Origin of the sequence: Rufibacter psychrotolerans, assembly GCF_016924645.1 — a bacterium.
Classification (GTDB): Bacteria; Bacteroidota; Bacteroidia; order Cytophagales; family Hymenobacteraceae; genus Nibribacter; species Nibribacter psychrotolerans.
Map to the genome: position 1 here is coordinate 237,864 of NZ_JAFFJV010000015.1, position 21,217 is coordinate 259,080.

Here is a 21,217-nt window from a genome sequence, read left to right on the forward strand (position 1 = left end):
TTGTCGCTTTTTTTGTGGGTATGTATTTCTACAGATCCCATAACCCCGGTTCTGTGGGAACGGGTAACGCTTCCCGGGTTTCGGGCGGCGGGCCGGGCGCGCCCCTTGTGCCCGGGCAAAGCGCTAAACCTTCGCACAACCCCGGCAGCATTCCAGACGGTACCGGGAACAACATGGGGAACGGTAATTCTGCCATGAGCACCGGCATGCAGGGCTAACCCGGCAGGGCATAACGCCACAGGTTTAGCCATAATAACCCCAAAAAGAGAGGGCACCCTGTTTGGGGTGCCCTCTCTTTTTGGGGTAGGGCTCAGATTAGTGAGCGCCATTTTCATGGGCAAGGGATGCCTGTTTCTTCTTGGAGGATGAGGTACTCATTTTATTGTCTGAAGAGTTGTTCTCTTTTTCCAGCTGGATAGGCCCAGCGTTGCCTTCCCGTACCTCAATCCGGCGTTTGGCCGTTTTTTGTTCGTCTTTAGGCACCATTACCCGCAGCACGCCATTCTCAAAGACCGCCTCAATGTTATCGGCCTTCACGGTGTCAGGGAACTGGAATGAACGCATGAACGAACCATACTGGCTTTCAATTAAATGGTAGCGCTTGTCTTTTTGCTCATTGTTAAAGCGGCGCTCGCCAGAAATGGTCAGACGCCCTTGCTGGAAGTCTAAGTGAATGTCTTCCTTCTTAAGACCAGGCAAGGCTACTTCTATTTCATACCCTTGCTCTGTCTCGCAAGTGTCTACCTGAGGGCTGAACCGGGTCATGCGCTCACGGTTGTTCACAGATTCATTGAAGAAACGATCCAGCATACTGCTGAACGTCTGCGGCATTAAGTCGTCAAAGCCGCTACCTAAACGTTGCATTGCCATAGCTTTTCTCATTTAAATATGTGACATGAAACATCTGGCAGAAAGCCCTGCCATTACCAAGCCAAAAGCACGGGGGCCGTTACAGGCCGGGGCAGGAAGAAGCTTTTAAGCACCCGCAGGCAAAGCTCCTCCCCGGGTATATGTTTAGCGTTGCTCAATGTCCAAAAGCCTGGGACCAAGCGGCAGAAAAGGCAGGAGTACCCGTAACTCATTTCCTTCATGCACCACTTTTATGGCATTCAAGTCTACGTAAGGAGGCAGCAGAAAATTCTGGTGGAACAAAGGCATCTGCATGGCCGGGAACTGCTCATTCTGGTGCAGGGCTGCCACGGTGAGTTGGTTCTTGTCCAACACCACCTGGCACTGTTCAGGAGCAACGCCGGGGAGCGTGATCCTTAGTACCACATCCTTCTTACGCTTAACCGTACTCACCTGCGGCTGCACAACGCCACCGCCAATGGTGTTGGTTAAGTCTATGTAATGCGCTACGTTCTGTAAGAACTTTTTATCTTTAATGAGTTTCATGACTCTTCACCTCTTCCTTTCTTTGTTATTCATGAAGGGTAGTTACAAAGGGCGTACCAAGCCAAGAAAAGGCCTTTCCGCGCACCAAACAAGACAGAATGACAAGCGCAAAACAGGCAAACGTGACAATATAACAGGCTAAAAACTGCAAGAAATTCAGACTTGGCTATCCATGTTTTTACCAGGAATGTGGTTATAACAACCCCGCTGTACCATCTTCTTTCTTGCCCAAAACCGGCAAAACAGCCCTAAAACCAAACCTCCGTACCAACCAGAGAACCGATTAGCTCAGCAAACCAAGAGCGGCTGAAAATAGGTGGGGCAGGCTAGACTAGGCTTAGCCCTTCCGGCGTTCTACTAGGGCAAATGACAAATCTGCCGCCACGCGGTACAATGGCCCTGTTGGCCAGGCAGTAATTCTGCCGTGCCGGGTGGCTGACACCCACCACCTGCGCCCGGGCGCTGGTCCAGGAGATTGAATTATTTTTATTATTAACTTTACCGGGCAGCAAAGAACCCTCTCCCTTCTGGCACGGCTTCTTTGAGCAACTACCGGATAGTGCCATTACCCTTATGAAGAAAAGCTATTTTCTTTCTGGCAGCCTTGAACTCAGCTATGACGATGAACTGAGCACAGCGTATGCGGTCTGGAACGGCTTCCTCTCAAGCGAGGAATTCAGAGAAGCAACCCAAAAGTGCATTGAGCTGATGGAGGAGCAGGGCATTACCCGCTGGCTCGCCGACAACCGCAAAATGAGGGTAATCAGGCAGGCAGACCAACAATGGTTTGCCGAGACCATCATTCCGCGCATGCTCAACACCTCGCTGCGCCGCATTGCCACCCTGGTGTCTGAAGATGTGTTCAACAAAATGGCGGTGGAGCAACTCATGCAGCGGGCCAACAGCAAGGAACAGATGACTATTCGTGATTTCAACCAGGAGGCCGCCGCCCTGGCCTGGTTAATGGCCCCACTTTCTCAGGCAGCGGTCTAGCCCCACCCGGCAGCGGTCTACCTGCAGTGCCGTCTTCCTTTCATCCACTTTCCCTGTAAAGCACCAACGGGTGCTGGCAAAGCACTAACTGGGCAACCGTAGCCCCTTGCTGCTCATTTAGTGCAAACAAAACTGCCTGTGGCTCAGTCAGTCAGGTAGCTGTACGAGGCCGGCGCTGGTTTTGCCGGAAACCTTATATATATTAGCGAATATATTAAATACAAAATTCTATTCAGATAACCGCCTTTAGGGCAGGTTTATCATTAAATAAGTAAAAACCACATGTCTTTAGAGCTACCCTCTGTCTATTATGAGAGCTTCAATTTCACCATTACGTATGACGAGGAAAGAGCTTTAGGCAAAGCCGTCTGGCGGGGAAAATTATCCAAAGCCGATCTACAGGAAGCATTCCTTATCTGCGCCCACGTGATGGAGAAATACCGCCTTACCCGGTGGCTCGCCGATGACCGCCAGATGAAATCTTTTCCGGAAGAAGACCGTGATTGGATCTCTGAGCACGTGGTGCCGGCGTTCCTGGCCAGCCCGTTGCGCCGCATGGCCATTCTGCCTTCAGAGGACCTGGACCAAGTGGAAGCCGTGGAACACCTCATCCAATTGGCCGGAGACCTGGGCGACCTTACCCTCCGGAATTTCCAGGACGAGGAAGAAGCCCTGCGCTGGCTCATGCAGGCGTTTTAGCCCATCCAATCTTCAGACAATGCCATTTATGGGCCATTTTCGGGCTTTTGGCCTTAAACCAGAAAATCAGCCTTAAAACCCGCTACTTTCGGCAGCCACGCTTCCATATTCAAATTCCTGAAACTCTCCTCCGCCGGGCCCGTTTGGGTTTGATGATGGAAACACTTGAATTTCTCTTGGGCCTTGGGGAAGAAAACCTGAACTGGTGGCAAATGTCTATCAGGGCGGTGGTGGTCTTCTTTATTTCATTGACGTACGTCCGTATTGCCAACAAACGCATCTTTGGCCGGCACAGCGCCTTTGACATTGTGCTGGGGGTCATGTACGGCTCTATCATGAGCCGCGCCATTACGGGCACCTCGCCGTTTGGACCAACGCTTGCCGCCGGCCTGGTGCTCATTCTGCTGCACCGGCTCTTGGCAGCCGCGGCAACCAAAACCAGACACGGCGAGGCCTTCAGCAACTTCCTGAAGGGCAAGACCACTACCCTGGTGCAAGACGGCCAATACCTGAAAGAAGTCATGCGCGCCCACAGCGTCACCGAAAACGACATCCTGGAGACCCTTCGCACCAAAGGCGGCCCGGTAGATGTCACCCAGATTGAAACCGCCTGCCTGGAGCGCAGCGGCAGCATAAGCGTGGTGTACAAAAAAGAAGGCAAATCCTGATTTTGCTCCCTGCGCGGGGCTTCTCGCTTTCCTTGCCTCTCTTTAAGGAGCACCGGCGCGTGGGCTTGGAGCATACCGGCCTCTGGCTAAAAATCTGCGGCGGGTGCAACCTTCGCGGCCTTTTGGGGCTCTCCCTTATATACTCCCAAACCTTAAAAAAGGGAGCCCATTTGCCTAAACACTATGAAGACCTACCTACGCACCCTTGCATTTGCCTTTGTGGCGATGCTGTTCCTGACGGGCTGTTCCTTAGATAACCCGCAGCCTACCACCAACTACAACCCCATCCTGCTCAAGAAGGTGACCACCACCCAGGGAGACCAGCGCGAATTCCTGTACTCGCCCACTGGCTGGCTGACCGGCATTGTGGGGCACGGCTTCCTGGCCCTTAACGAGAACGAAGACTCTGAGAGCGAGGTCATCTATGACAACTGGGGCCGTATCTCCTACGTGCTCACCGAAGGACCAGACCTGAACACCGAGAACGCCTATTTCTACACCGCCGACAACAAGCTCTACAAGATTGACGAGCTCATCAACGACCAGCTGGAAAGCTACCACACCTTTGAATACAACACCGCCGGCAAGCTGGCCACGCGCTACAGTTATTTCAAGACCCCTGCCTCTGATGAGCCTACGGCGGCCAACAAAAGCACCTTCACCTATGACGCCAACGGCAACCTGAGCGAGCATGCCATGTACCACAGGGCGGCCAATGGGCAAGCCTGGGAACTGGCCCAGACCATGAAGTACGAGGGCTATGACGGCAAGATCTCGGTAGACCACCTCACCGGCTTTTTGTTTACCCCCAGCATTGTCCTGCACAAAAACAACCCGGGCAAGGTAACCATCACGCTGGCCAGCGGAGAACAACGCGTTACCACCTTCACGTACCAGTACAATGAGCAGAATTTACCCGTGAAGAAGACCACCACGCCCTCTACCGGCAACGCGTTTGACACGGTGTACACGTACCAGATGTAGGCCCTTTCAAGAACCGCCCTCCCTGGCCAGTTTCATATTTCTGGCCAGATTTTCTGAAACAACGCCTAAAACGGGCCGCTGAAAAAAGGAAAGGCTGTCTGCAGTGTAGCAGACAGCCTTTCCTTTTTTCAGGGCACCAACCGGCTGGTTACCTTAACACTACTTTCCGCTTTGTTACGGCACCCTTCTCTATTAGCTGTAGCATGTACAGGCCCTTGGGCAGGTGCCCCACTGACAAGGTATGGCGTTGCTCCGGCAAGAGTTGGTCAAGTACCAGCTGGCCGCTCACGTTGTAGAGCAGCACGCGGGCTCCTTTGGCCAGCGTACTCCCCACTACGGTGATCTCAGAAGTGGCCGGGTTGGGGTAAACCACCAGGCTGCTCTCCCCCATCTGGTCTGGGCTACTGGTTAACGTGGTGGCCAGGGAGCCGGAGAACTTGAAGGCTTTGTTAAAGCCGCCCGACCACCCCGAGGTGGGGCTGGTGAACGTCACTTCCAGGTGCTGTACGTTCTGGTCAATGACCACCCAGGTTAGGCCGGCGTCTGTGCTGTAGGCAGAACCAACCCAGGGGCCGCTAGACCCTGTAATCACAAAAGTAGCAGGGGTGCCTGGCACATGGGCAATGCCGCTGACCCGTAAGCCCGCCGGTGCTTCGGTTACCGGGGTGGTCCAGGTGGTGCCTCCGTCTGTGGTGTGCGCCAACTGCAAATTACTGGTGCCACTTTCAAAACCAACCACTATACCGGTCCCATTGGGGCTGAAAGCCATGTCGGTCACCTGCACGTTGGTGCCAAACGGGGCCGATGCGGTCCAGGTTAGCCCGTGGTCGGTGCTTTTGTACACCCGGCCCGCGGTGGTTCCAAACCAAACCGTGTTCCCCTGTTTGGTAAAGTCATTGGTGAGGCCAAACTCACCAGACAAGGTTGCCGGCATGTTGGTCTGGGGCACCCGCACCCAATTCTGCCCGCCATTACTGGTGGTATAGATCTCAAAATAACCGTCTATGGGGTCGCCGGCTGTTACCCCGTGGGTGGCATCGGTGAACGTGATCCAGTTAGGGAACGAAGCTGGGTTAGCGTATTGGGCGGTGGCTTGCTTGGTCCAGGTTACGCCGCCATTGGTGGTATGGTAAACTCCAGTGCCATTGGCATCGTCGTGTTTCTTGACGGTGGCATACGCCTCCGTGGCACTGATAGCCTCAATATTCCCCGCATCAGAATTGGTTAGTCCTGCCAGTTGCCCCACCGTCCAGGTGGCGCCCCCATCGGTAGTTTTTACAAATTCTGGCACTGTCTGCGGGCTTGCTCCGGTAGCTCCGTAGCGCAAAGCCCACACCACCTGGTCGTTTACGGCATCCAGGGAGCTAAAGCCTTTGGTTTCACCGCCCAAGCCATTGGTCTGCTCTACCCACCCCACCGGCACGCCCGAAGGAGTAGTCGCCAGCGATGCGTTGAAGGTGAACATGCCGCCTTCTGTACTGCTGCGCGAGTACCCCCCCGACCAGCCGGCGGTAGGGCTGGCGAAGTCTACCTCCAGGTGCTGCACGTCATTGTCAAGCACGGTCCAGCTGGCGCCACCGTCTCTGCTGTACGCTGAACCCATGGCGCCGGAGCGCACCCCGGTGATCACAAACGTGCTGGGGGTACCTGGCACATAGGCCACATCATTGGCATAGATACCCGCCGGGTTCTGACTTTTTGCGGGAGCCCAGCTGGCGCCTCCGTTTCCGGTGCGGGCGTACACCAAGTTGCCGGTTCCTTGCTCCAGGCCAATGGCAATGCCGGTGCCGTTGGGGCTAAAGGCAAGCGAGGAAACATGAACGCTGGTCGTAAACGGGGTTGACACCCTCCAGGTAAGGCCCTGGTCTGTGCTTCTGAACACCCTGCCCTGGCTCGTGCCAAACCAGGTGGCATTGCCCGTGGTGGTAAACACATTGGTTAGTCCGTACTCATCGGGCAAGGCCGCCGGCAGGTTGGCCTGCGGTACGCGCACCCAGTTCTGCCCGCCGTTATTGGTGGTATAGAGCTCAAAATAGCCATCTACCGGATCTCCGCCGGTAACCCCGTTGGTGGCATCTGAGAACGTGACCCAGTTGATGAACGAAGTGGGGGAGTTGAAAAACGCGGAGGCTTGCTTTACCCAGGTCTGCCCTCCGTTGGTAGTATGGAAGACCCCCTTGTTCCCGTTTGCCTTGGAAGATTGCAGCGCCGCCCAGGCCTCCGTGGCACTGGCCCCATGAATGTTGCCGATGTATGCGGTTTCATCGCCGGGAATCACTCCCGGAACCCAGGTGTTGCCCCCGTCTACGGTACGGGTAAATTCCTGTGTGGGCCGATTGGCACTACTGGCATCGTACCCCGAGGCCCAGGCCACCTTCTCATCCACCGCATCCAGGGTCCTGATTCCCCTTGCCGGCGTAGTGAAGCCTGAGGCCCGCTCCAGCCAGGTGGCCTGCCCCTGCGCCATGGCCACACTACTAGTGCTGATCTGAACGGAGAGGGCCAGCCCAAGGGCTAAGGATAGTTTTCGCGAGAAAGAACTCAAGTAGCTGTGTTTCATGCGGTGGCAGTTTTAAAGGGTTCTATGCCCCACAAATAACGACCGAATTACACAGGATGGGAATACCTATCTTTTGGTATAATCCAGGAGGGGCACCACTGCCAGCTACGAAGGAATATGCCCAGCAAGCCTTTAACCGATCTGCCAGGAACAACCGGGCCAGCTAAAAGCGGCGCCAGTTCTTTTGCCGATCCTTGATCAGTCAGACTTAGGCCGGTATCTCTGTTTTAAAAGAGTCTTCAACTGCGCATACGGCAGCAGCAGTTCGGTGGGCCCGAAGGCGTAGGCATTCACTTCGTACGCGTTGTAGTACAGCAGCAGGCCCTCAGGCGTGAGCGTCAGGTTCTGCGGAAAAGGCAGCTTGCCCGCCTGGGTGTAGAACCCCTGCTGTTCAAATGAGCCAGCCCCTAGTTTCCGTACTTTTCTGAACTCCTGCTCCACCAGTTTCCTGAGTTCTACCGTGTCTGTGACCATGTCTGTTAGCCGGAGGGCATGTCCCGTACTGTCAAAGCTTTGCAGGGTGGTCACGTCATAGCCGTGCGCCCCGCCGCTATAGCCCACCGCGTTCATCTTCAAAGAAACCCGCGCGGGCGTTTGGTAGAGCACGTCAGACGAAATGGTCAGTTGCCAGCCAATATTGGTAGCTGCCTCGGGGAATGCCTTTCTGCTCTGGGCATACTGCTTCAGAAATTCTTCGGCCGTAATCTCTGCGGCGTTGCCTTGTTTGGTAAGGTCTGCGTCTGGATTATTGGTGAGTTGCTGCCGCAGCAGGTACCGCCGGATGTACTGGTTCAAAGAATCGCGCAGGGGTGCGGGACCGCCCTGGGCCATGAAATACTGGAATTCCACTTTGGCACAGGTATCTGCTTTGCAAAAATCAGACTGCCGCTGCAAGCGCTGCGAACGAAGTGTTAGCGCCTGCTCCCTGCCCGCTGAAGTCTCCTCTGCTTTAGCGGTTGGCTTAGTGGTTTCTGGCGAAGATTGGCAGGAGAACAGAATGCTGCTCACCAGCGCCAGCAGCGCTATAGAATACTTGTGCATGGAAAGCTGAATTGGGTAACACCGTAGTTATACGGATGCTCACTTATTTTGAGCCTGTTTTTGTGAAAACAGGTTAAATAGGAAAGTCCTTAGCGTGTAAGGCGAATGAATTCTCCAATGCGCCGTTCGGCTTTTTCTGCACTTGACAGTGCAATTCATCGTTGATCCGTTTTTTCACCCTTGTTGGTGTTATCACCAACAAGCGGATTTAGGTTCTGCGGAGGGGCCGCTGTTTAGAATGTTGGTGATAACACCAACATTGGCGAAAAACAAAGCCTTTAACTTGTAATACGAATCATCTCTTCAATGCGCCGTTCGGCTTCTTCTTTGCTGATGCCATGGTAGAAGTCCTGCACCAGCGGATGCTCAAAATCATCAAAAGGAAAAACCATTGGCCTTCTGTTGTCTGGTTGGGTGACTACTGTTGACGGAACGCTTAAGGTATCCTCATACCCTAGCAGATTGTTGCACACATACCCAAAGTAAGAAGCCTCATGTTCTTCCTTATGAAAGTTCTCCTGGTAATCACGGAAGGTCTTCTCACTCACCGATACCCAAAGCCCGTAATTCAAATCGTCGCAGTGATTATTCACTGGAATGGTCATCACTACTCTGATAAACCGATCTGTCTGGTCTTCATGCGTAATGGTGCAGAAGTCACCCTCAAGACAGCCAATGGTTTCTTCTTCGGATAAGTCATTGTAATGCGTGGGCGACGAATAGGTCAGGGCGGGCCAGCTTTCATGAGTTTGGCCGCAGTCTGCGCAAGTGTAGGAATGGATAGAGCCTATAACTATTTATTAATTTGGAATTCTAAGAGGCTTCTATTACAAGTAAGTATAGGAATATCTGGGAAAGCAAAGTCGCCATCATGTGTAACTATTGCATATTGATTGATAACACAAAAGTTATAGTAAATGGTATCATTAAAATCAGAATCAGGAGTCGTGTTCATTAGAGTTTGCATAGAGTCAATCTGCTCTAGCCCACTATCATCAAACTCTATGTAGGAAGCATATGCAGCTAAGTCATCTTTAAAGCTTTCTAGTGAATTTTGATAGTCTTGGGTAATTCGGTAATCTTTTTTAAAATCTAGTTTGTTAATCCCCTTTTCGTCAAGTTTTCTACTCTCCAAAAGTTCGTCTTTATAAACTGCGAATCTTATTCTGAGATACCTATTGAGAATCTCAGAAAGTAACAATGTATTAACTACTGCCACCTTCTTGTCTGTATTCTTCTCAATTAGTATCCTCCAAAAGTTAAGGTATGCTTCTTCGTAGTACTTTGGTTGGAGTGGAGGGTTTAATATCCATAGCCACACATTCGCATCAAAAAAATAAAGCCGGTTGCCCGGCTTAGATTTTCTTATGTCAAAAATTTTAAACTTACTCATGTATTCCTAACTCTTGATTGCGAGCATTTTCTCTAATTTCTCTTGCTTTTGGGTCTAAAGCAAGTTTATAAATTTCATTTACTTTATTTAGAATAGCTCTATTATCAATACCATTTAATTCGATAGCGGACTTTGCCTCCTCTGGTTGAGGAGTAGATAACAAAAATCTACCAAGTGCAGCATTCAAGAAAGCAGATGTCACGTGACGCAATCCTTCAAATGAAAGCACAATCTTCTCATGTGGCTTATAGGATTCTTGAAGCTTTTCATAAACTTTCAAGCCGTCTACATCCAGTACAGCAATTTGTTTGCCTATGATTTGAGCAATGCTTAACTGCATAACTTTCTTAATAAATGGTGGTTGGGGGTTGTGAGAAGGTTTGCAAACCTAATCAAATTTGATATACGAAGCAATACTACCCACAGTTGTATATAAGATGTATCGCAGTTCCAACAAATTCAGGAACATCTCTTGTTCCCATTTCTCCTAAGTTGTTCCCCCAGTACGCGCCTCCAGTTATTATGTTGAAAGCACCTCCTGCGTTTTTGCAATGCTCAAACAAATGGTATAGTCCCAATCCTCCTGTTTGAACTTCACCTTTCGTTGTATGCCCATACGCTAGAGACCATTCAATGGCATCTTTTGCATTGGAGATGGCTCCATTAGTAAATTTATGAATTGGAGGTAAGAATCCTTGGCCTAAATCTACTATAGTAAAATTAAGCTTTGATTGACTTTGATAAAATTGCCCACATACAAAGACAGGATCGGTTGTGGCAGCGTGTTTTTGTATGTTCGAGAATAGCTCAAGATACTGCTCATCTAAACCCTCGCACTTTAGATGAGTCATTTGAGGATGATTCAACAAATCCTTTTCAATGTATTCACAAAACTTGACATCATCGTTTGGATAAAACAACTCAGATCTTACAGTAGAACGTGCATTATCAGCTAAGGTCAGAAGATTAGCTAAAAAGCCATTCCTAAAAAGAATTGGATATTTAGCTTTCACAAGCTCAACATCAAGACTAAATGTTAGGTTATTTTCAGTATTGAGCTTATAGAGGATAGCTTGAAGGAGTGCGCTCAAGTTTGCATCGAACCAATATAATGGCTTAAAGTCAATGAAGATTACAGTGTTGTAATAGCAAGAGCATCTCTTATAAAAATTGACTAAGCTTCTATACCCGGAAGGACAAGTTGTGATCTTTCCTTCAAGTGCAATTGAAACTGTATCGGTGACTTCCACGACTTATGGATATGATATTGTATATATATGAAAGGAGGCCGTTTCAGACCTCCTTTTTCTATATCTAAGCAAAACTAATTCTTAGCTACCGCAAGCCTCGCAAGCGTCTGGGTTATCCAGGGAGCAGGCCATGTCGCTTTGGTTCTGCTCAACGCTGCTGTACATAGGGGCCAGGGTTTCGGCGGCCTGTTTCTCTACGGTGAACTTGATGGCGTCAGCGGCGGCCTTGGTGCGCAGGTAGTACATACCGGTTTTCAAGCCTTTCTTCCAGGAGTGGAAGTGCATTGACGTCAGTTTCCCGAAGTTCACGTTAGACACGTGCAGGTTCAGGCTTTGGCTCTGGCAGATATACGCACCGCGGTCGGCAGACATATCAATGATGGTCCGCTGGCTGATCTCCCACACGGTCTTGTACAGGTCTTTGATGTGCTGCGGAATGTTAGGAATACCCTGTACCGAGCCGTTGGCGGCAATAATGGCATTCTTCATCTGGTCGTTCCACAGGTTAAGGTCAATCAGATCCTGCAACAAGTGCTTGTTCACCACCATGAACTCCCCGCTCAACACGCGGCGCACGTAGATGTTAGACGTGTAAGGCTCAAACCCTTCGTTGTTCCCCAAGATCTGCGAGGTAGAAGCGGTTGGCATGGGCGCTACCAACAGAGAGTTACGCACCCCGTGCTCTACCACTTCCTGACGAAGCGCTTCCCAGTCCCAACGGCCGCTCTCTGGCTTCACGCCCCACATGTCAAACTGGAAGATACCCCGGCTGATAGGCGAACCTTCAAACGTCTCGTATGGTCCGTTCTTTTTCGCCAGGTCCTTAGAGGCCGTCATGGCCGCGAAGTAAATGGTCTCAAAGATGTCTTTGTTCAGGCGGGCAGCTTCTTCGCTGTCAAACGGCATACGCAGTTTCAGGAAAGCATCGGCCAAGCCTTGCACGCCTAAGCCTATTGGGCGGTGACGCAGATTAGACTTCTTAGCCTCTGGTACCGGGTAGTAGTTGATGTCAATGACCTTGTTCAGGTTCTTGGTAACGGTGTAGGTTACCTCGTACAGCTTCTGGTGGTCAAAGAACTTACGGCCGCCTTCTTCCTTGATAAAGCGTGGCAAGGCCAGAGAGGCCAGGTTACACACGGCAATCTCATCGGCATCGGTGTACTCAATGATCTCGGTGCACAGGTTAGAGCTCTTGATGGTACCCAGGTTCTGCTGGTTAGACTTGCCGTTGGCGTGGTCTTTGAACAGCATGTACGGCGTACCGGTCTCGGTCTGAGCCTCCAGAATGGCGAACCACAGTTCCTGCGCCTTAACGGTCTTACGGGCTTTGCCCTCGCGCTCGTATTTTTCATACAGGCGCTCAAAGTCTTTGCCCCAGGTTTCAGACAAGCCTGGGCACTCATTGGGGCACATCAGGCTCCAGTCACCGTTGGCTTCCACGCGCTTCATGAACAGGTCTGGCGTCCATAACGCTAAGAACAGGTCACGGGTACGCATCTCTTCTTTTCCGTGGTTCTTGCGCAGATCCAGAAACTCGAAGATATCAGCGTGCCATGGCTCCAGGTAAATCGCGAAGGCGCCTTTGCGCTTCCCGCCGCCCTGGTCTACGTAACGGGCCGTGTCATTGAACACTTTCAGCATCGGTACCAAGCCGTTAGACGTACCGTTGGTGCCTTTGATGTAAGAACCGGTGGCCCGGATGTTGTGCACCGCCAGGCCAATACCACCGGCGCTCTGGGAGATAAGCGCGCAGTTTTTAAGCGTGTCATAAATACCCGGAATGCTGTCTTCCTTCATGGTTAACAGGAAGCAGGAAGACAACTGCGGTTTAGGCGTACCGGCGTTGAACAAGGTAGGGGTAGCGTGCGTGAACCACTTTTCAGACATGAGGTTGTAGGTCTCAATGGCCGCGTCAATGTCGTTCTTATGGATACCCACGGCCACGCGCATGAGCATGTGCTGCGGACGCTCCACTACTTTGCCGTTCACGCGCAGCAGGTAAGAGCGCTCCAGGGTTTTGTACCCGAAGTAGTCATAGTTATAGTCGCGGTCATAGATGATGCTGGAGTCCAGCACGGCCGCGTGTTTCTTGATCACGTCAAACACGTCCTTCGCAATCAGAGAAGCGTTTTCCCCGGTTTTGGGGTCTACATAGGTGTAGAGCTGCTTCATGGTGTTGAAGAACGACTTCTGCGTTACCTTGTGCAGGCTGGAGATGGCAATACGCGCCGCCAGAATGGCGTAGTCTGGGTGTTTGGTGGTCAAAGACGCCGCCGTCTCTGCCGCCAGGTTGTCCAGTTCCACGGTGGTCACGCCATCATAGATCCCGTCAATCACCTTTTTGGCGACCTCAATAGGGCTCACGAACGTCATGTTCAGGCCGTAGCATAGCTTCTCAATGCGGGCCGTGATCTTATCAAATTTGACCGACTCCCGGCGGCCATCTCTCTTTACAACTAACATATTTTTCCTGTTTTTTAAAGGTACTCGCAGACTGGAAAGGTCTGTTTTAACTAAGTCTTTACCTGGCACCCTGCCCTTTGGACAAGGCGCTTCTGTGTCACTCCTGCTGCGGGCGGTTTTCAATACCCTACAGAGAAGGCCGTATTTTACCTGTTCGCCGCCGAAAAGCGGTTAAAACGGGTTATGATCATGAATAAGAGAAAGATAACCCAACCGGCTGCCAGGTGTTTCTGCCGTGTTTTAGGGAAAACAGCCCCAGAACAGGAGCCGCCCCGGGTTATAGATTAAAAGTCTTCGTCCAGAGAGAACACGTTGGAGTCACGGTCGCTCATCACGCCCGATTTCTGGTACTCGCCCACGCGTTTCTCAAAGAAGTTGGTTTTGCCTTGCAGGGAGATCATCTCCATGAAGTCAAATGGATTGGAGGCATGGTAGATTTTACTGTAGCCCAGCGCCACTAACAGGCGGTCTGCTACAAACTCAATGTATTGTGTCATGAGTTTTGCGTTCATCCCTATGAGGTCCACGGGCAGGGCATCGGTCACAAACTCCTGCTCAATGCTCACCGCGTCGCGGATGATGGTATGTACGCGCTCCTCAGACAACTTGTTCTGCAGCATAGAGTACAGCAGGCACGCAAAGTCGGTGTGCAGTCCCTCGTCGCGCGAGATCAACTCATTGGAGAAGGTGAGGCCCGGCATCAGACCGCGCTTCTTCAGCCAGAAGATAGAGCAGAAAGAACCAGAGAAGAAGATGCCCTCTACTGCGGCAAAGGCAATCAATCTCTCAGTGAAGTTCTCTGAGTTGATCCACTTCAAAGCCCACTCGCCTTTTTTCTGCACGCACGGCACGGTCTCCAGCGCGTTGAACAGGCGGTCTTTTTCCTGCGGGTCTTTGATGTAGGTGTCAATTAGCAGCGAATAGGTCTCCGAGTGGATGTTTTCCATCATAATCTGGAAACCGTAGAAGCAACGGGCTTCTGGCATCTGCACCTCTTGCATGAAGTTGATGGCCAGGTTCTCGTTCACGATGCCGTCTGAGGCGGCAAAGAACGCCAGCACGTGGGAAATGAAGTGGCGTTCGCCGTCGTTCAGCTTTTCCCAATCTTTCAAGTCCGGCGACAAGTCGATTTCTTCGGCCGTCCAGAAGCTAGCCTCTGCTTTCTTATACATCTGCCATACGGCATCGTTTTGGATGGGGAACAGGACAAAGCGGTTCGGGTTCTCTTGTAAAATGGGCTCCATAAACTATACGGTTAATTGCTCTTTATAATAAGGAGGATAACGGTGCGCGGGCGCTATCCCTCTGCCGTTACAGCCCCTGAACCATTGGCCCAGAAGGCAGTTGTATTGGCTTGAGATTTCAAATATAGGGACAAATACGTGGTTTGCCCGATTAGAGCAGCCTAATTTATACATTCTTTATCCAACGGTTATCCACATTATAAGTCATTAATAATCAGCATATTATATTTTTATCAAAATTAGAAACCCTAAATATAGCCTTTATTCTATAGCCGCAGGATGGTATCTCTAAGGATAGCAACCACCCGGCAGAAAGAGCAGCTCACCGCCTTGAAAATGAGAAAAGCAAGAAGAGGAACCCTGAAGTTGAACACCGCACAATCCTTCTCAAACCGCGGAAACGCAAGCACAATCTCATTCCCGTTCCCTCGCTCAATACCTAAACTGCCGCCAGGGCAGAAGACGACGCCTCAACCCGCCCCATCCTACAGGAACCTTCCTAACCAGCCCCAAACCAGAATACCGTTGATATTTTTTTATCCACAGATATCCACAGGCAACCCACACCCGTGCCCGCCCAACCTACCCGACGACGGCGCCACTCTCTTGACCCACAAACCCACTGTTTTTCTTGGTTTTAACCCCAGAATACTGTACTTTCATTTACCCCAAAGCACCTGGATGCACCTCTGGTTCTAGTGGTTTTCACGCCCTCTTTTCCACCATTTTCCACCTGCGGTGTTCTTTTACCCGCAGTTTTCCCACACGTAACTCATTGATTATCATTACACATTTGGTTTATCCACCCCAGTTATCCACATTTCTGGGGATAAGTCTCAACTTGTTCAGAACCAGTGAAATAGTTCGCGCCGCAGGAGGAAAAATCAGCCGACCGGGCTTGGATATAAGCGTTGATAGTTTTACCTTTGCGGTTCATTTTTAAAAACTATCGTAAGCTGATGTACGCAATTGTAGAAATCGCTGGGATCCAGACGAAAGTAGAGAGCGGTAAGTTCTTCTACACTAACAAGCTTTCCGGCAATGAGGGTGACGCCGTAGAGTTCGCCAATGTTCTTTTAACTGATGACAACGGAACTTTAACAGTTGGTGCTCCTTTTGTAGAGGGAGTGAAGGTAACTGGAACCATCCAGGGCCACGCCAAAGCCGACAAAGTGATCGTTTTCAAGAAGAAAAGAAGAAAAGGCTACAAGAAGAAAAACGGTCACCGTCAACAATACACCAAAGTGTTGATCAACACCATTGGTTAATTTTTTAGAGACAGAAACTAATTGTTGAACAAATCTAGGGCTTAGGCCTAGACTTAAATAGAATACAGAAATGGCACACAAAAAAGGTGTAGGTAGTTCTAACAACGGCCGTGAATCACATTCCAAGAGACTAGGCGTGAAAATCTTCGGTGGCCAGTCTATCATTGCTGGTAACATCATCGTGCGTCAGCGCGGTACTGCGCACCACCCAGGTCAGAACGTAGGCATTGGCAAAGACCATACCTTGTTCGCTTTGACCGATGGTGTAGTATCTTTCAAAAAAGGCGCTAAAAACCGTTCTTACGTTTCAGTTCTTCCAGTAGCTGAAACCGCTGAAGCCCAAGCATAACGTTACACCGGCTTCGGCCAGTGAAGAAAACTCAGAGAAGGCTGCCCCACCGGGCAGCCTTTTTTGTTTGCCCCAGCATTCTGTTTTAAGCTTGCTTTCCAGAAAACAGGTTAAAAACAGGCGGGCATAAGGACACCAGTTATCTGCTGTTTTCCTCCAACTGCACAGGGGGCTTATGCCTTTCGCTCTCTCCAAAGGAAGAATGACTGTTGACATGCTGCATCCTGCAAGAATCAGCCAGGACAAGAAACTAATTGCCCTTGCAAGAACCTCTGAGTCTAGCGCCGCACGGCAGTTACAAACTGCCCTCATGGTAGGTCCACCTCACAGACTTGAACCATAGTCTATTACTTGAACCATACTATACTGAAGTACGCTACTGAAGTACGCGCCATAGAGGGAGAACGTGAACTAGATCAGCTACTGAAGGCACGAGCTGCAAGCTCGCGCCAGCGGCCGGCAATGTGGATCTCGGCAGTTGCAAACTGCCTTCATGATAGGTCCAAGTCACAGACTTGAACCATGTGGGCCTATCTAAAAAGGACAGAAGGAACGGACGGATGCCTGTACTAAGCCCCGAACTATGGACCCCGAACTATGGTGCGGATTTACTTCCGTGCCTTTAGAAGGTAAGTCACGGAAATAAATCCGCGCCATAGGAAGAGAGGTCTTTGAAGTAGGCAAAGGTGGGGTCTAGCGTTCTGAGACAACACCGCTGCTATGCAAGTCCACAGCTGGAAGATGCCGATTCCAGTCTTTGGCTCGAGCGCCTCGCTTGTGGCCCCTGAGGAATAGAAGCTAAGAGTAGTCTGCAGCAGTGGGCCGCAAGGGCAGTGCGAGGGGCAAAGGCGGGGCCCCGCGGCCGTGAGCGCACCAAGCAAACAATGAAACAACTCAGCCCATGAGCCATAGACAACCGCCACTTCACTAGGGACAGCAAAACCAAGCCATCCCCACAACAGCAAAACAACTTTTCACCCTAATGCGGTGCCTCCACAAAGGACACTGCCCCGTTCCCTGCGACAGGCACTAACGCATACAGCACCGGCTTACTGGGACTAGCGTCCAGCACCAGAGAGGTGACTTGTAGGTTGAGCAAATACAGTCCGTCTGGCACGTGGTCAGGCACAAAGATCAGCTCGGTAATGGTGGCGTTTCGGCGGGTTGCCGACGGGTATTGCCAGAACGCCCGGTGCGCCAGCAAAGCCCCGCCGTCTTCCTCGCGGTCTACGGAGGGCAAATCCAGCAGCAGATGTTCAATGTCCTTTAAGGCCAGGAATTCGGCCAGAGCGGGTTCCAGGTAGGTGGGGTTAGTGCCGGAGTAGTGGGCGGTGCGCTTGCTCTCCTCATTAGGCAGGGTTCGCAGCACCAAGGCCTCGGGCAGGTTGCTTTCGTTCAGCTGCGCTACCACCTCCTGGCTCATCACTACCCAATCTCCGTTTTTCTGCCGCTGCGGCGTAACCGACACCACCTGGGCCACAAACAGGAACCGGGGCAGGCAGTTATCCAGCGTGGCGGCGGGGTCTGGCGAGATGTGGCCGTAGCACTCGGTATGCGTGCCGTTGCCGTGCGGGGTGAGGTGCACGCGCTGGTAGTTGGTGGAGCCGCCCAGGGCCACGCTGCCCACAAAGCTCCCCACGGTAATGGTTTCCACCTGCACCGGCTCGGCCCAGAAGCAGTTCACGGTATCCGGTCCCAGCGCCAGGGGCAGTGAAATATCCAGCGGCTGCAAGGGGTTAAACCCGTACGACTGGTTCCGGAAGGTGATGGTGGCAGAAGAAAGCATAACCGTGGATTTAAACCTGTTTTCACGAAAGTACGCCAAAAACAGATTTCCGCCCAAGCACTTACCCCAGCGGGAAGGTGGCCAGGAGCTGGGTATTGGCCTGGCGTTGGTACCAATCATGGTACACCAGCTCCAGGGTATGCACGGTAGAGGTGCCAAATTCGCGCTTGCGGCACTCCCGCAGCTTCTGCAGAAAGGCAGTTGGGCGCTTCAGCGGCGCCCTGAACCTGACCACCGTGCTGTGCGCCGTCTGCAGGGTATACCGCTCATCAATGGACTGCTGCAAGCCGGATGCCCTGAATGCTTTCCGCACGTTGTCCCGCAGCAGCTCCAACGCCGGCCCAACCGGATAGCCCTGCACCAGCACGCACGAAGGCGACGCGGTAATACCCGAGTACACCACCTTGAAGGGGGCAATGGACCTCAGCGCCTTTTCAATGAGTTCGGCGTAGGCCGCGGGCCGGATGTGCTCCAGGCTGAAGCCGGGATAGCAGGAGATAATGGAAAGCACCGTGAGGTGCATGTCTGAGGCCGGATAGTAGTATTGGTCGGGTTCTACCTGCGCCAGGTGCCGGAGCAAATCCTGCACTTCGCGCTTCACGGCCGCGTTGGGGCGGGCCAACAGGGTAATGCCCCTGCGGGTATCATGGGGCGAATCCAGGAGCGGGTCTAAGGCGAAGTTACCGGTGGCAAACTCCTGCTGGGCCTGCTCCCAAAGCTGGGTATAGTGTGCTTGTAAATCCATGAGCTGGGGGTCTCATTCCTTTATTTGGGCACTGTTTTCGCTAAAATAGGGCAAAAACAGCAGAGGCCGCCCACTTTGCCTGGCTATTTACCGGGCGCGGCTCATTTTTAGTAATTACACCGCCGGCAGTAAGTATTTGATTCAGGGGCGCTGCGTGCTTTCCCCGTGGAACAGTGGTTCCGCAGGCCTACTGCACGTCCAGGTCATACTTAGCCAGGAGCCCCAATGCGCCCTGCGCCGAGAACTTCGCCTTTCTCACCCGGTTCAGCTCGGGGTCCAGGGTGTAGTGGTAGGCTGTCCGGAAATCGGCTTTCTCCAGGTTGGTGCGCTGGAAAACGGTTCTGTCCAGGTCACAGTCCCGGAAAGCGGCCTGGGCCAGGTCCGTCTCGGTGAAATTGGCCTCTTTGATGCTGCAGCCTTCAAAAATAGTTTTCCTGAGGTTCTTGCGGCCGAAGTACGCGTAATCCAGCGAACAGCCTTTGAACTGCATGGAGAGCAGGAAATCATGGCAGGCCCCAAAATCCACGCCCACCAGTTTGCAGTCCTGAAAGAAGACGTCCTGCAGCTTGACCTGATTCAGCTTCATCAGGCTCAGGTTACAGGCCTCAAACCGACAGTCGGTAAAGCTGGACCCCGAAAAATCAGTGTGGGAGAAATCACAGTTTTTAAACGTGCAGTCGTCAAACTCCCGGCCCGCCACGCGCTGCCCGGTATAACTGATCTGGCTGAATTCTTTGCCTTGGTGCAGGGTCTCTTGCATAGCGGAAGGTCTAACAAGGGCTGGAAAAACTACCAGTTCAGCTTTTCCTGGATAAACGCAATAAGCTGGTTGGCCATGGCCTGCTGCTCCTCTACCCGTGGGTGGCCCGGCGTGTTCTTATAGGGCGCAAACAAGGTATACACCTTTGGGTCCTGCAGGCCGGCCACGGCGCGTTCTACGTAGCCCGGCCACGGCGAACCGGCGCGGGTAATGTCCATGTTGCCCAGCATGGCAATGATGTGGGTGTTGGGGTACTTGCCCCTGATGCTCTTCACGAAGTTCTGGTACGCGGTGATCAGGAACTCCTCGGTGGGCTTGTTGGTCCCGAAGCGGCGTCTGTACTGCTCGTTGTTGGGCAGGTTCACAATCCAGGAATCGTTCTGGAACAGGTTGATCACCACCAGGTCGGGCGGCGTCTGGCTGAAGTCCCACTTGCTGGCGGGGTCAGAGGGGTTGAGCCGGTCATAGATGTCGGGCATGATGCTGGCCTCCCAGCTAACGGTGATGCCAATGCCGCTTTTGCAGACGCAGGTATGCGCCGCGTCAAAGAACCGGGCCGTTAAGGCGGCATAGCTCGCGTAATGGTTGGTGTTGGTGCCCTCCCAGGAGTCTTTGCCCGAGTAATCTTCCACGGCGTACCCGGCCGTGATGGAGTTGCCGTAGAACTCAATGCGGCGGGTTTTAGGCGCTGCGGCCGGCAACACCTTGCCTTTTCCCTCCAGCTCAAACCCGTAGAAGGTGGTGGTGCCTTTGTCCCACTCGGTGCGCTTGAACAGTTCTACCGTATGCTTGCCGGGCGCTAACTGCTGGGCCAGGGTATACAGCCTGGCGGCGGTGTCGGGCTGCAGCACGGAAACCTCCTTGCCGTCTATGAGCACGTTGTAGTAGCTCTTACCCGAAGTGTCTTTGAGCCGCGCCTTCACGCCCGTTCCCTCAAAGTTCAGCTTCACCGAGGAGCCCGACCAGTACAACTCCGCCGCCTCCGGCGAAGGCTTTCCTACCCGGCCCATGTAAGACAGGTGATTGTCTTGCGGGGTAACAGAACTATTTTGTTGAGTGGCACAGCCCGCTAAAAGCAGTACCAGAAGAAAAAGAGAGCAGCGGGTGAGGGCGCTTGTTCGCATGAAACCAAGAGAGTTGAAGGGTGGAAACGGGTGCTGGCAAAGATGCTGAGAACCGGGTTTGTTTCAAAGGACATCCTTGAAGAAAACCCGCTTGCCACCCTTCAGCCTTTTGGGTAACCAAAACGGTAGGCAGGTAAGCGCGTCAGTATAGTTCCTTTCCGCCCTACCTGAAGATCAGAGGGGTCGCGTTTGCTTGCTGCTGCAGAAGCGGCGCAAACATGGCGTGGCTGGCCAGGTTGGCGGTAGTTCCAAAAGAAGGACCTGCCACGGGTTGGTTAACTCCGGCATCCTGCCCTGTGCGTGGATTTTCTACGCCACCGGTAGGTGCCACTTGCGGCGAGGAGAAATCGGTTAAATGGGAGAAGTACAGCATTCCTGCCAGGAACAGGACGAGCAAGCCGGCAAAAACAGCCCCGAAGAAAGTAGATCGGTTTCCCTTTCCAGCAGGGGCTGGCCCAAAGAGGTTAGGATTGGTTAGTGTTTCCATAGTTAGAA

At 52.3% G+C, this 21,217-nt stretch carries 22 protein-coding genes; 7 read left to right on the forward strand and 15 right to left on the reverse strand.

Annotated features, from left to right (window positions below):
* The first annotated feature begins 53 nt into the window (after positions 1-53).
* Positions 54-218 (forward strand): hypothetical protein, encoded by a 165-nt coding sequence (locus JT718_RS15425; protein ID WP_205503602.1) that lies wholly within the window; start codon positions 54-56, stop codon positions 216-218.
* A gap of 97 nt (positions 219-315) precedes the next feature.
* On the opposite strand, the gene JT718_RS15430 is transcribed toward JT718_RS15425, so the two are convergent.
* Together JT718_RS15430 and JT718_RS15435 are read right to left on the reverse strand one after the other, a co-directional pair.
* Complete coding sequence (locus tag JT718_RS15430; RefSeq protein WP_205503603.1) at positions 316-864, reverse strand: Hsp20/alpha crystallin family protein; 549 nt, start codon at positions 862-864, stop codon at positions 316-318.
* Positions 865-1,014: 150 nt separating this feature from the next.
* Complete coding sequence (locus JT718_RS15435) at positions 1,015-1,395, reverse strand: Hsp20/alpha crystallin family protein (protein ID WP_205503604.1); 381 nt, start codon at positions 1,393-1,395, stop codon at positions 1,015-1,017.
* A gap of 573 nt (positions 1,396-1,968) precedes the next feature.
* Here JT718_RS15435 and JT718_RS15440 point away from each other — a divergent pair.
* The 4 genes from JT718_RS15440 (at position 1,969) to JT718_RS15455 (ending at position 4,739) form a co-directional block, all read left to right on the forward strand.
* Positions 1,969-2,388, forward strand: a complete 420-nt coding sequence (locus JT718_RS15440) for an STAS/SEC14 domain-containing protein (protein WP_205503605.1) — start codon at positions 1,969-1,971, stop codon at positions 2,386-2,388.
* Between the two features lie 282 nt (positions 2,389-2,670).
* Positions 2,671-3,087, forward strand: coding sequence for a SpoIIAA family protein (locus JT718_RS15445; RefSeq protein WP_205503606.1), 417 nt, complete (start codon positions 2,671-2,673; stop codon positions 3,085-3,087).
* A 212-nt stretch (positions 3,088-3,299) separates the two neighbouring features.
* The gene (locus JT718_RS15450; RefSeq protein ID WP_205503607.1) at positions 3,300-3,755 is read left to right on the forward strand and encodes a DUF421 domain-containing protein; all 456 of its coding nucleotides are present in this window, start codon (positions 3,300-3,302) and stop codon (positions 3,753-3,755) included.
* Between the two features lie 183 nt (positions 3,756-3,938).
* Positions 3,939-4,739, forward strand: coding sequence for a hypothetical protein (locus JT718_RS15455; protein ID WP_205503608.1), 801 nt, complete (start codon positions 3,939-3,941; stop codon positions 4,737-4,739).
* A gap of 148 nt (positions 4,740-4,887) precedes the next feature.
* Here JT718_RS15455 and JT718_RS15460 read toward each other — a convergent pair whose 3' ends face one another.
* The 8 genes from JT718_RS15460 to JT718_RS15495 form a co-directional block, all read right to left on the reverse strand.
* Entirely contained in the window at positions 4,888-7,299 is a 2,412-nt protein-coding gene (locus JT718_RS15460; protein ID WP_205503609.1) for a T9SS type A sorting domain-containing protein, read from the reverse strand.
* A gap of 198 nt (positions 7,300-7,497) precedes the next feature.
* Positions 7,498-8,340 carry a PdaC/RsiV family protein gene (locus tag JT718_RS15465; protein WP_205503610.1) on the reverse strand — a complete coding sequence of 281 codons (843 nt, stop codon included), beginning with the start codon at positions 8,338-8,340 and terminating at the stop codon, positions 7,498-7,500.
* A gap of 278 nt (positions 8,341-8,618) precedes the next feature.
* Entirely contained in the window at positions 8,619-9,137 is a 519-nt protein-coding gene (locus JT718_RS15470; protein WP_205503644.1) for a DUF2199 domain-containing protein, read from the reverse strand.
* Positions 9,134-9,733, reverse strand: coding sequence for a hypothetical protein (locus tag JT718_RS15475; RefSeq protein ID WP_205503611.1), 600 nt, complete (start codon positions 9,731-9,733; stop codon positions 9,134-9,136). The genes JT718_RS15470 and JT718_RS15475 overlap by 4 nt, the downstream gene beginning before the upstream one ends.
* On the reverse strand, positions 9,726-10,073 hold the full coding sequence (locus JT718_RS15480; RefSeq protein WP_066830462.1) for an STAS-like domain-containing protein: 348 nt from the start codon (positions 10,071-10,073) through the stop codon (positions 9,726-9,728). The genes JT718_RS15475 and JT718_RS15480 overlap by 8 nt, the downstream gene beginning before the upstream one ends.
* Positions 10,074-10,149: 76 nt before the next feature.
* Positions 10,150-10,983 carry a hypothetical protein gene (locus JT718_RS15485; RefSeq protein WP_205503612.1) on the reverse strand — a complete coding sequence of 278 codons (834 nt, stop codon included), beginning with the start codon at positions 10,981-10,983 and terminating at the stop codon, positions 10,150-10,152.
* An 81-nt stretch (positions 10,984-11,064) separates the two neighbouring features.
* Positions 11,065-13,446: a ribonucleoside-diphosphate reductase subunit alpha gene (locus tag JT718_RS15490; RefSeq protein ID WP_205503613.1), complete on the reverse strand. Its 2,382-nt coding sequence runs from the start codon at positions 13,444-13,446 to the stop codon at positions 11,065-11,067.
* Between the two features lie 284 nt (positions 13,447-13,730).
* Positions 13,731-14,690, reverse strand: a complete 960-nt coding sequence (locus JT718_RS15495; RefSeq protein WP_205503614.1) for a ribonucleoside-diphosphate reductase small subunit — start codon at positions 14,688-14,690, stop codon at positions 13,731-13,733.
* A gap of 959 nt (positions 14,691-15,649) precedes the next feature.
* Between JT718_RS15495 and rplU the strand changes: the two genes are divergently transcribed.
* Positions 15,650-15,958, forward strand: a complete 309-nt coding sequence (rplU, locus tag JT718_RS15500) for a 50S ribosomal protein L21 (RefSeq protein ID WP_205503615.1) — start codon at positions 15,650-15,652, stop codon at positions 15,956-15,958.
* 70 nt (positions 15,959-16,028) lie between these two features.
* Positions 16,029-16,307: a 50S ribosomal protein L27 gene (gene rpmA, locus JT718_RS15505; protein WP_205503616.1), complete on the forward strand. Its 279-nt coding sequence runs from the start codon at positions 16,029-16,031 to the stop codon at positions 16,305-16,307.
* 979 nt (positions 16,308-17,286) lie between these two features.
* On the opposite strand, the gene JT718_RS15510 is transcribed toward rpmA, so the two are convergent.
* The 5 genes from JT718_RS15510 to JT718_RS15530 all read right to left on the reverse strand — a co-directional run bounded on the left by JT718_RS15510 (position 17,287) and on the right by JT718_RS15530 (position 21,209).
* Positions 17,287-18,093: a cyclase family protein gene (locus JT718_RS15510; protein ID WP_205503617.1), complete on the reverse strand. Its 807-nt coding sequence runs from the start codon at positions 18,091-18,093 to the stop codon at positions 17,287-17,289.
* Positions 18,094-18,154: 61 nt separating this feature from the next.
* Positions 18,155-18,838, reverse strand: a complete 684-nt coding sequence (locus tag JT718_RS15515; RefSeq protein ID WP_205503618.1) for a 2'-5' RNA ligase family protein — start codon at positions 18,836-18,838, stop codon at positions 18,155-18,157.
* A 187-nt stretch (positions 18,839-19,025) separates the two neighbouring features.
* Positions 19,026-19,598, reverse strand: a complete 573-nt coding sequence (locus JT718_RS15520) for a pentapeptide repeat-containing protein (RefSeq protein WP_205503619.1) — start codon at positions 19,596-19,598, stop codon at positions 19,026-19,028.
* Between the two features lie 29 nt (positions 19,599-19,627).
* Positions 19,628-20,608: an SGNH/GDSL hydrolase family protein gene (locus JT718_RS15525; protein ID WP_205503620.1), complete on the reverse strand. Its 981-nt coding sequence runs from the start codon at positions 20,606-20,608 to the stop codon at positions 19,628-19,630.
* Between the two features lie 277 nt (positions 20,609-20,885).
* Positions 20,886-21,209 carry a hypothetical protein gene (locus tag JT718_RS15530; RefSeq protein ID WP_205503621.1) on the reverse strand — a complete coding sequence of 108 codons (324 nt, stop codon included), beginning with the start codon at positions 21,207-21,209 and terminating at the stop codon, positions 20,886-20,888.
* Between the last annotated feature and the right edge of the window lie 8 nt (positions 21,210-21,217).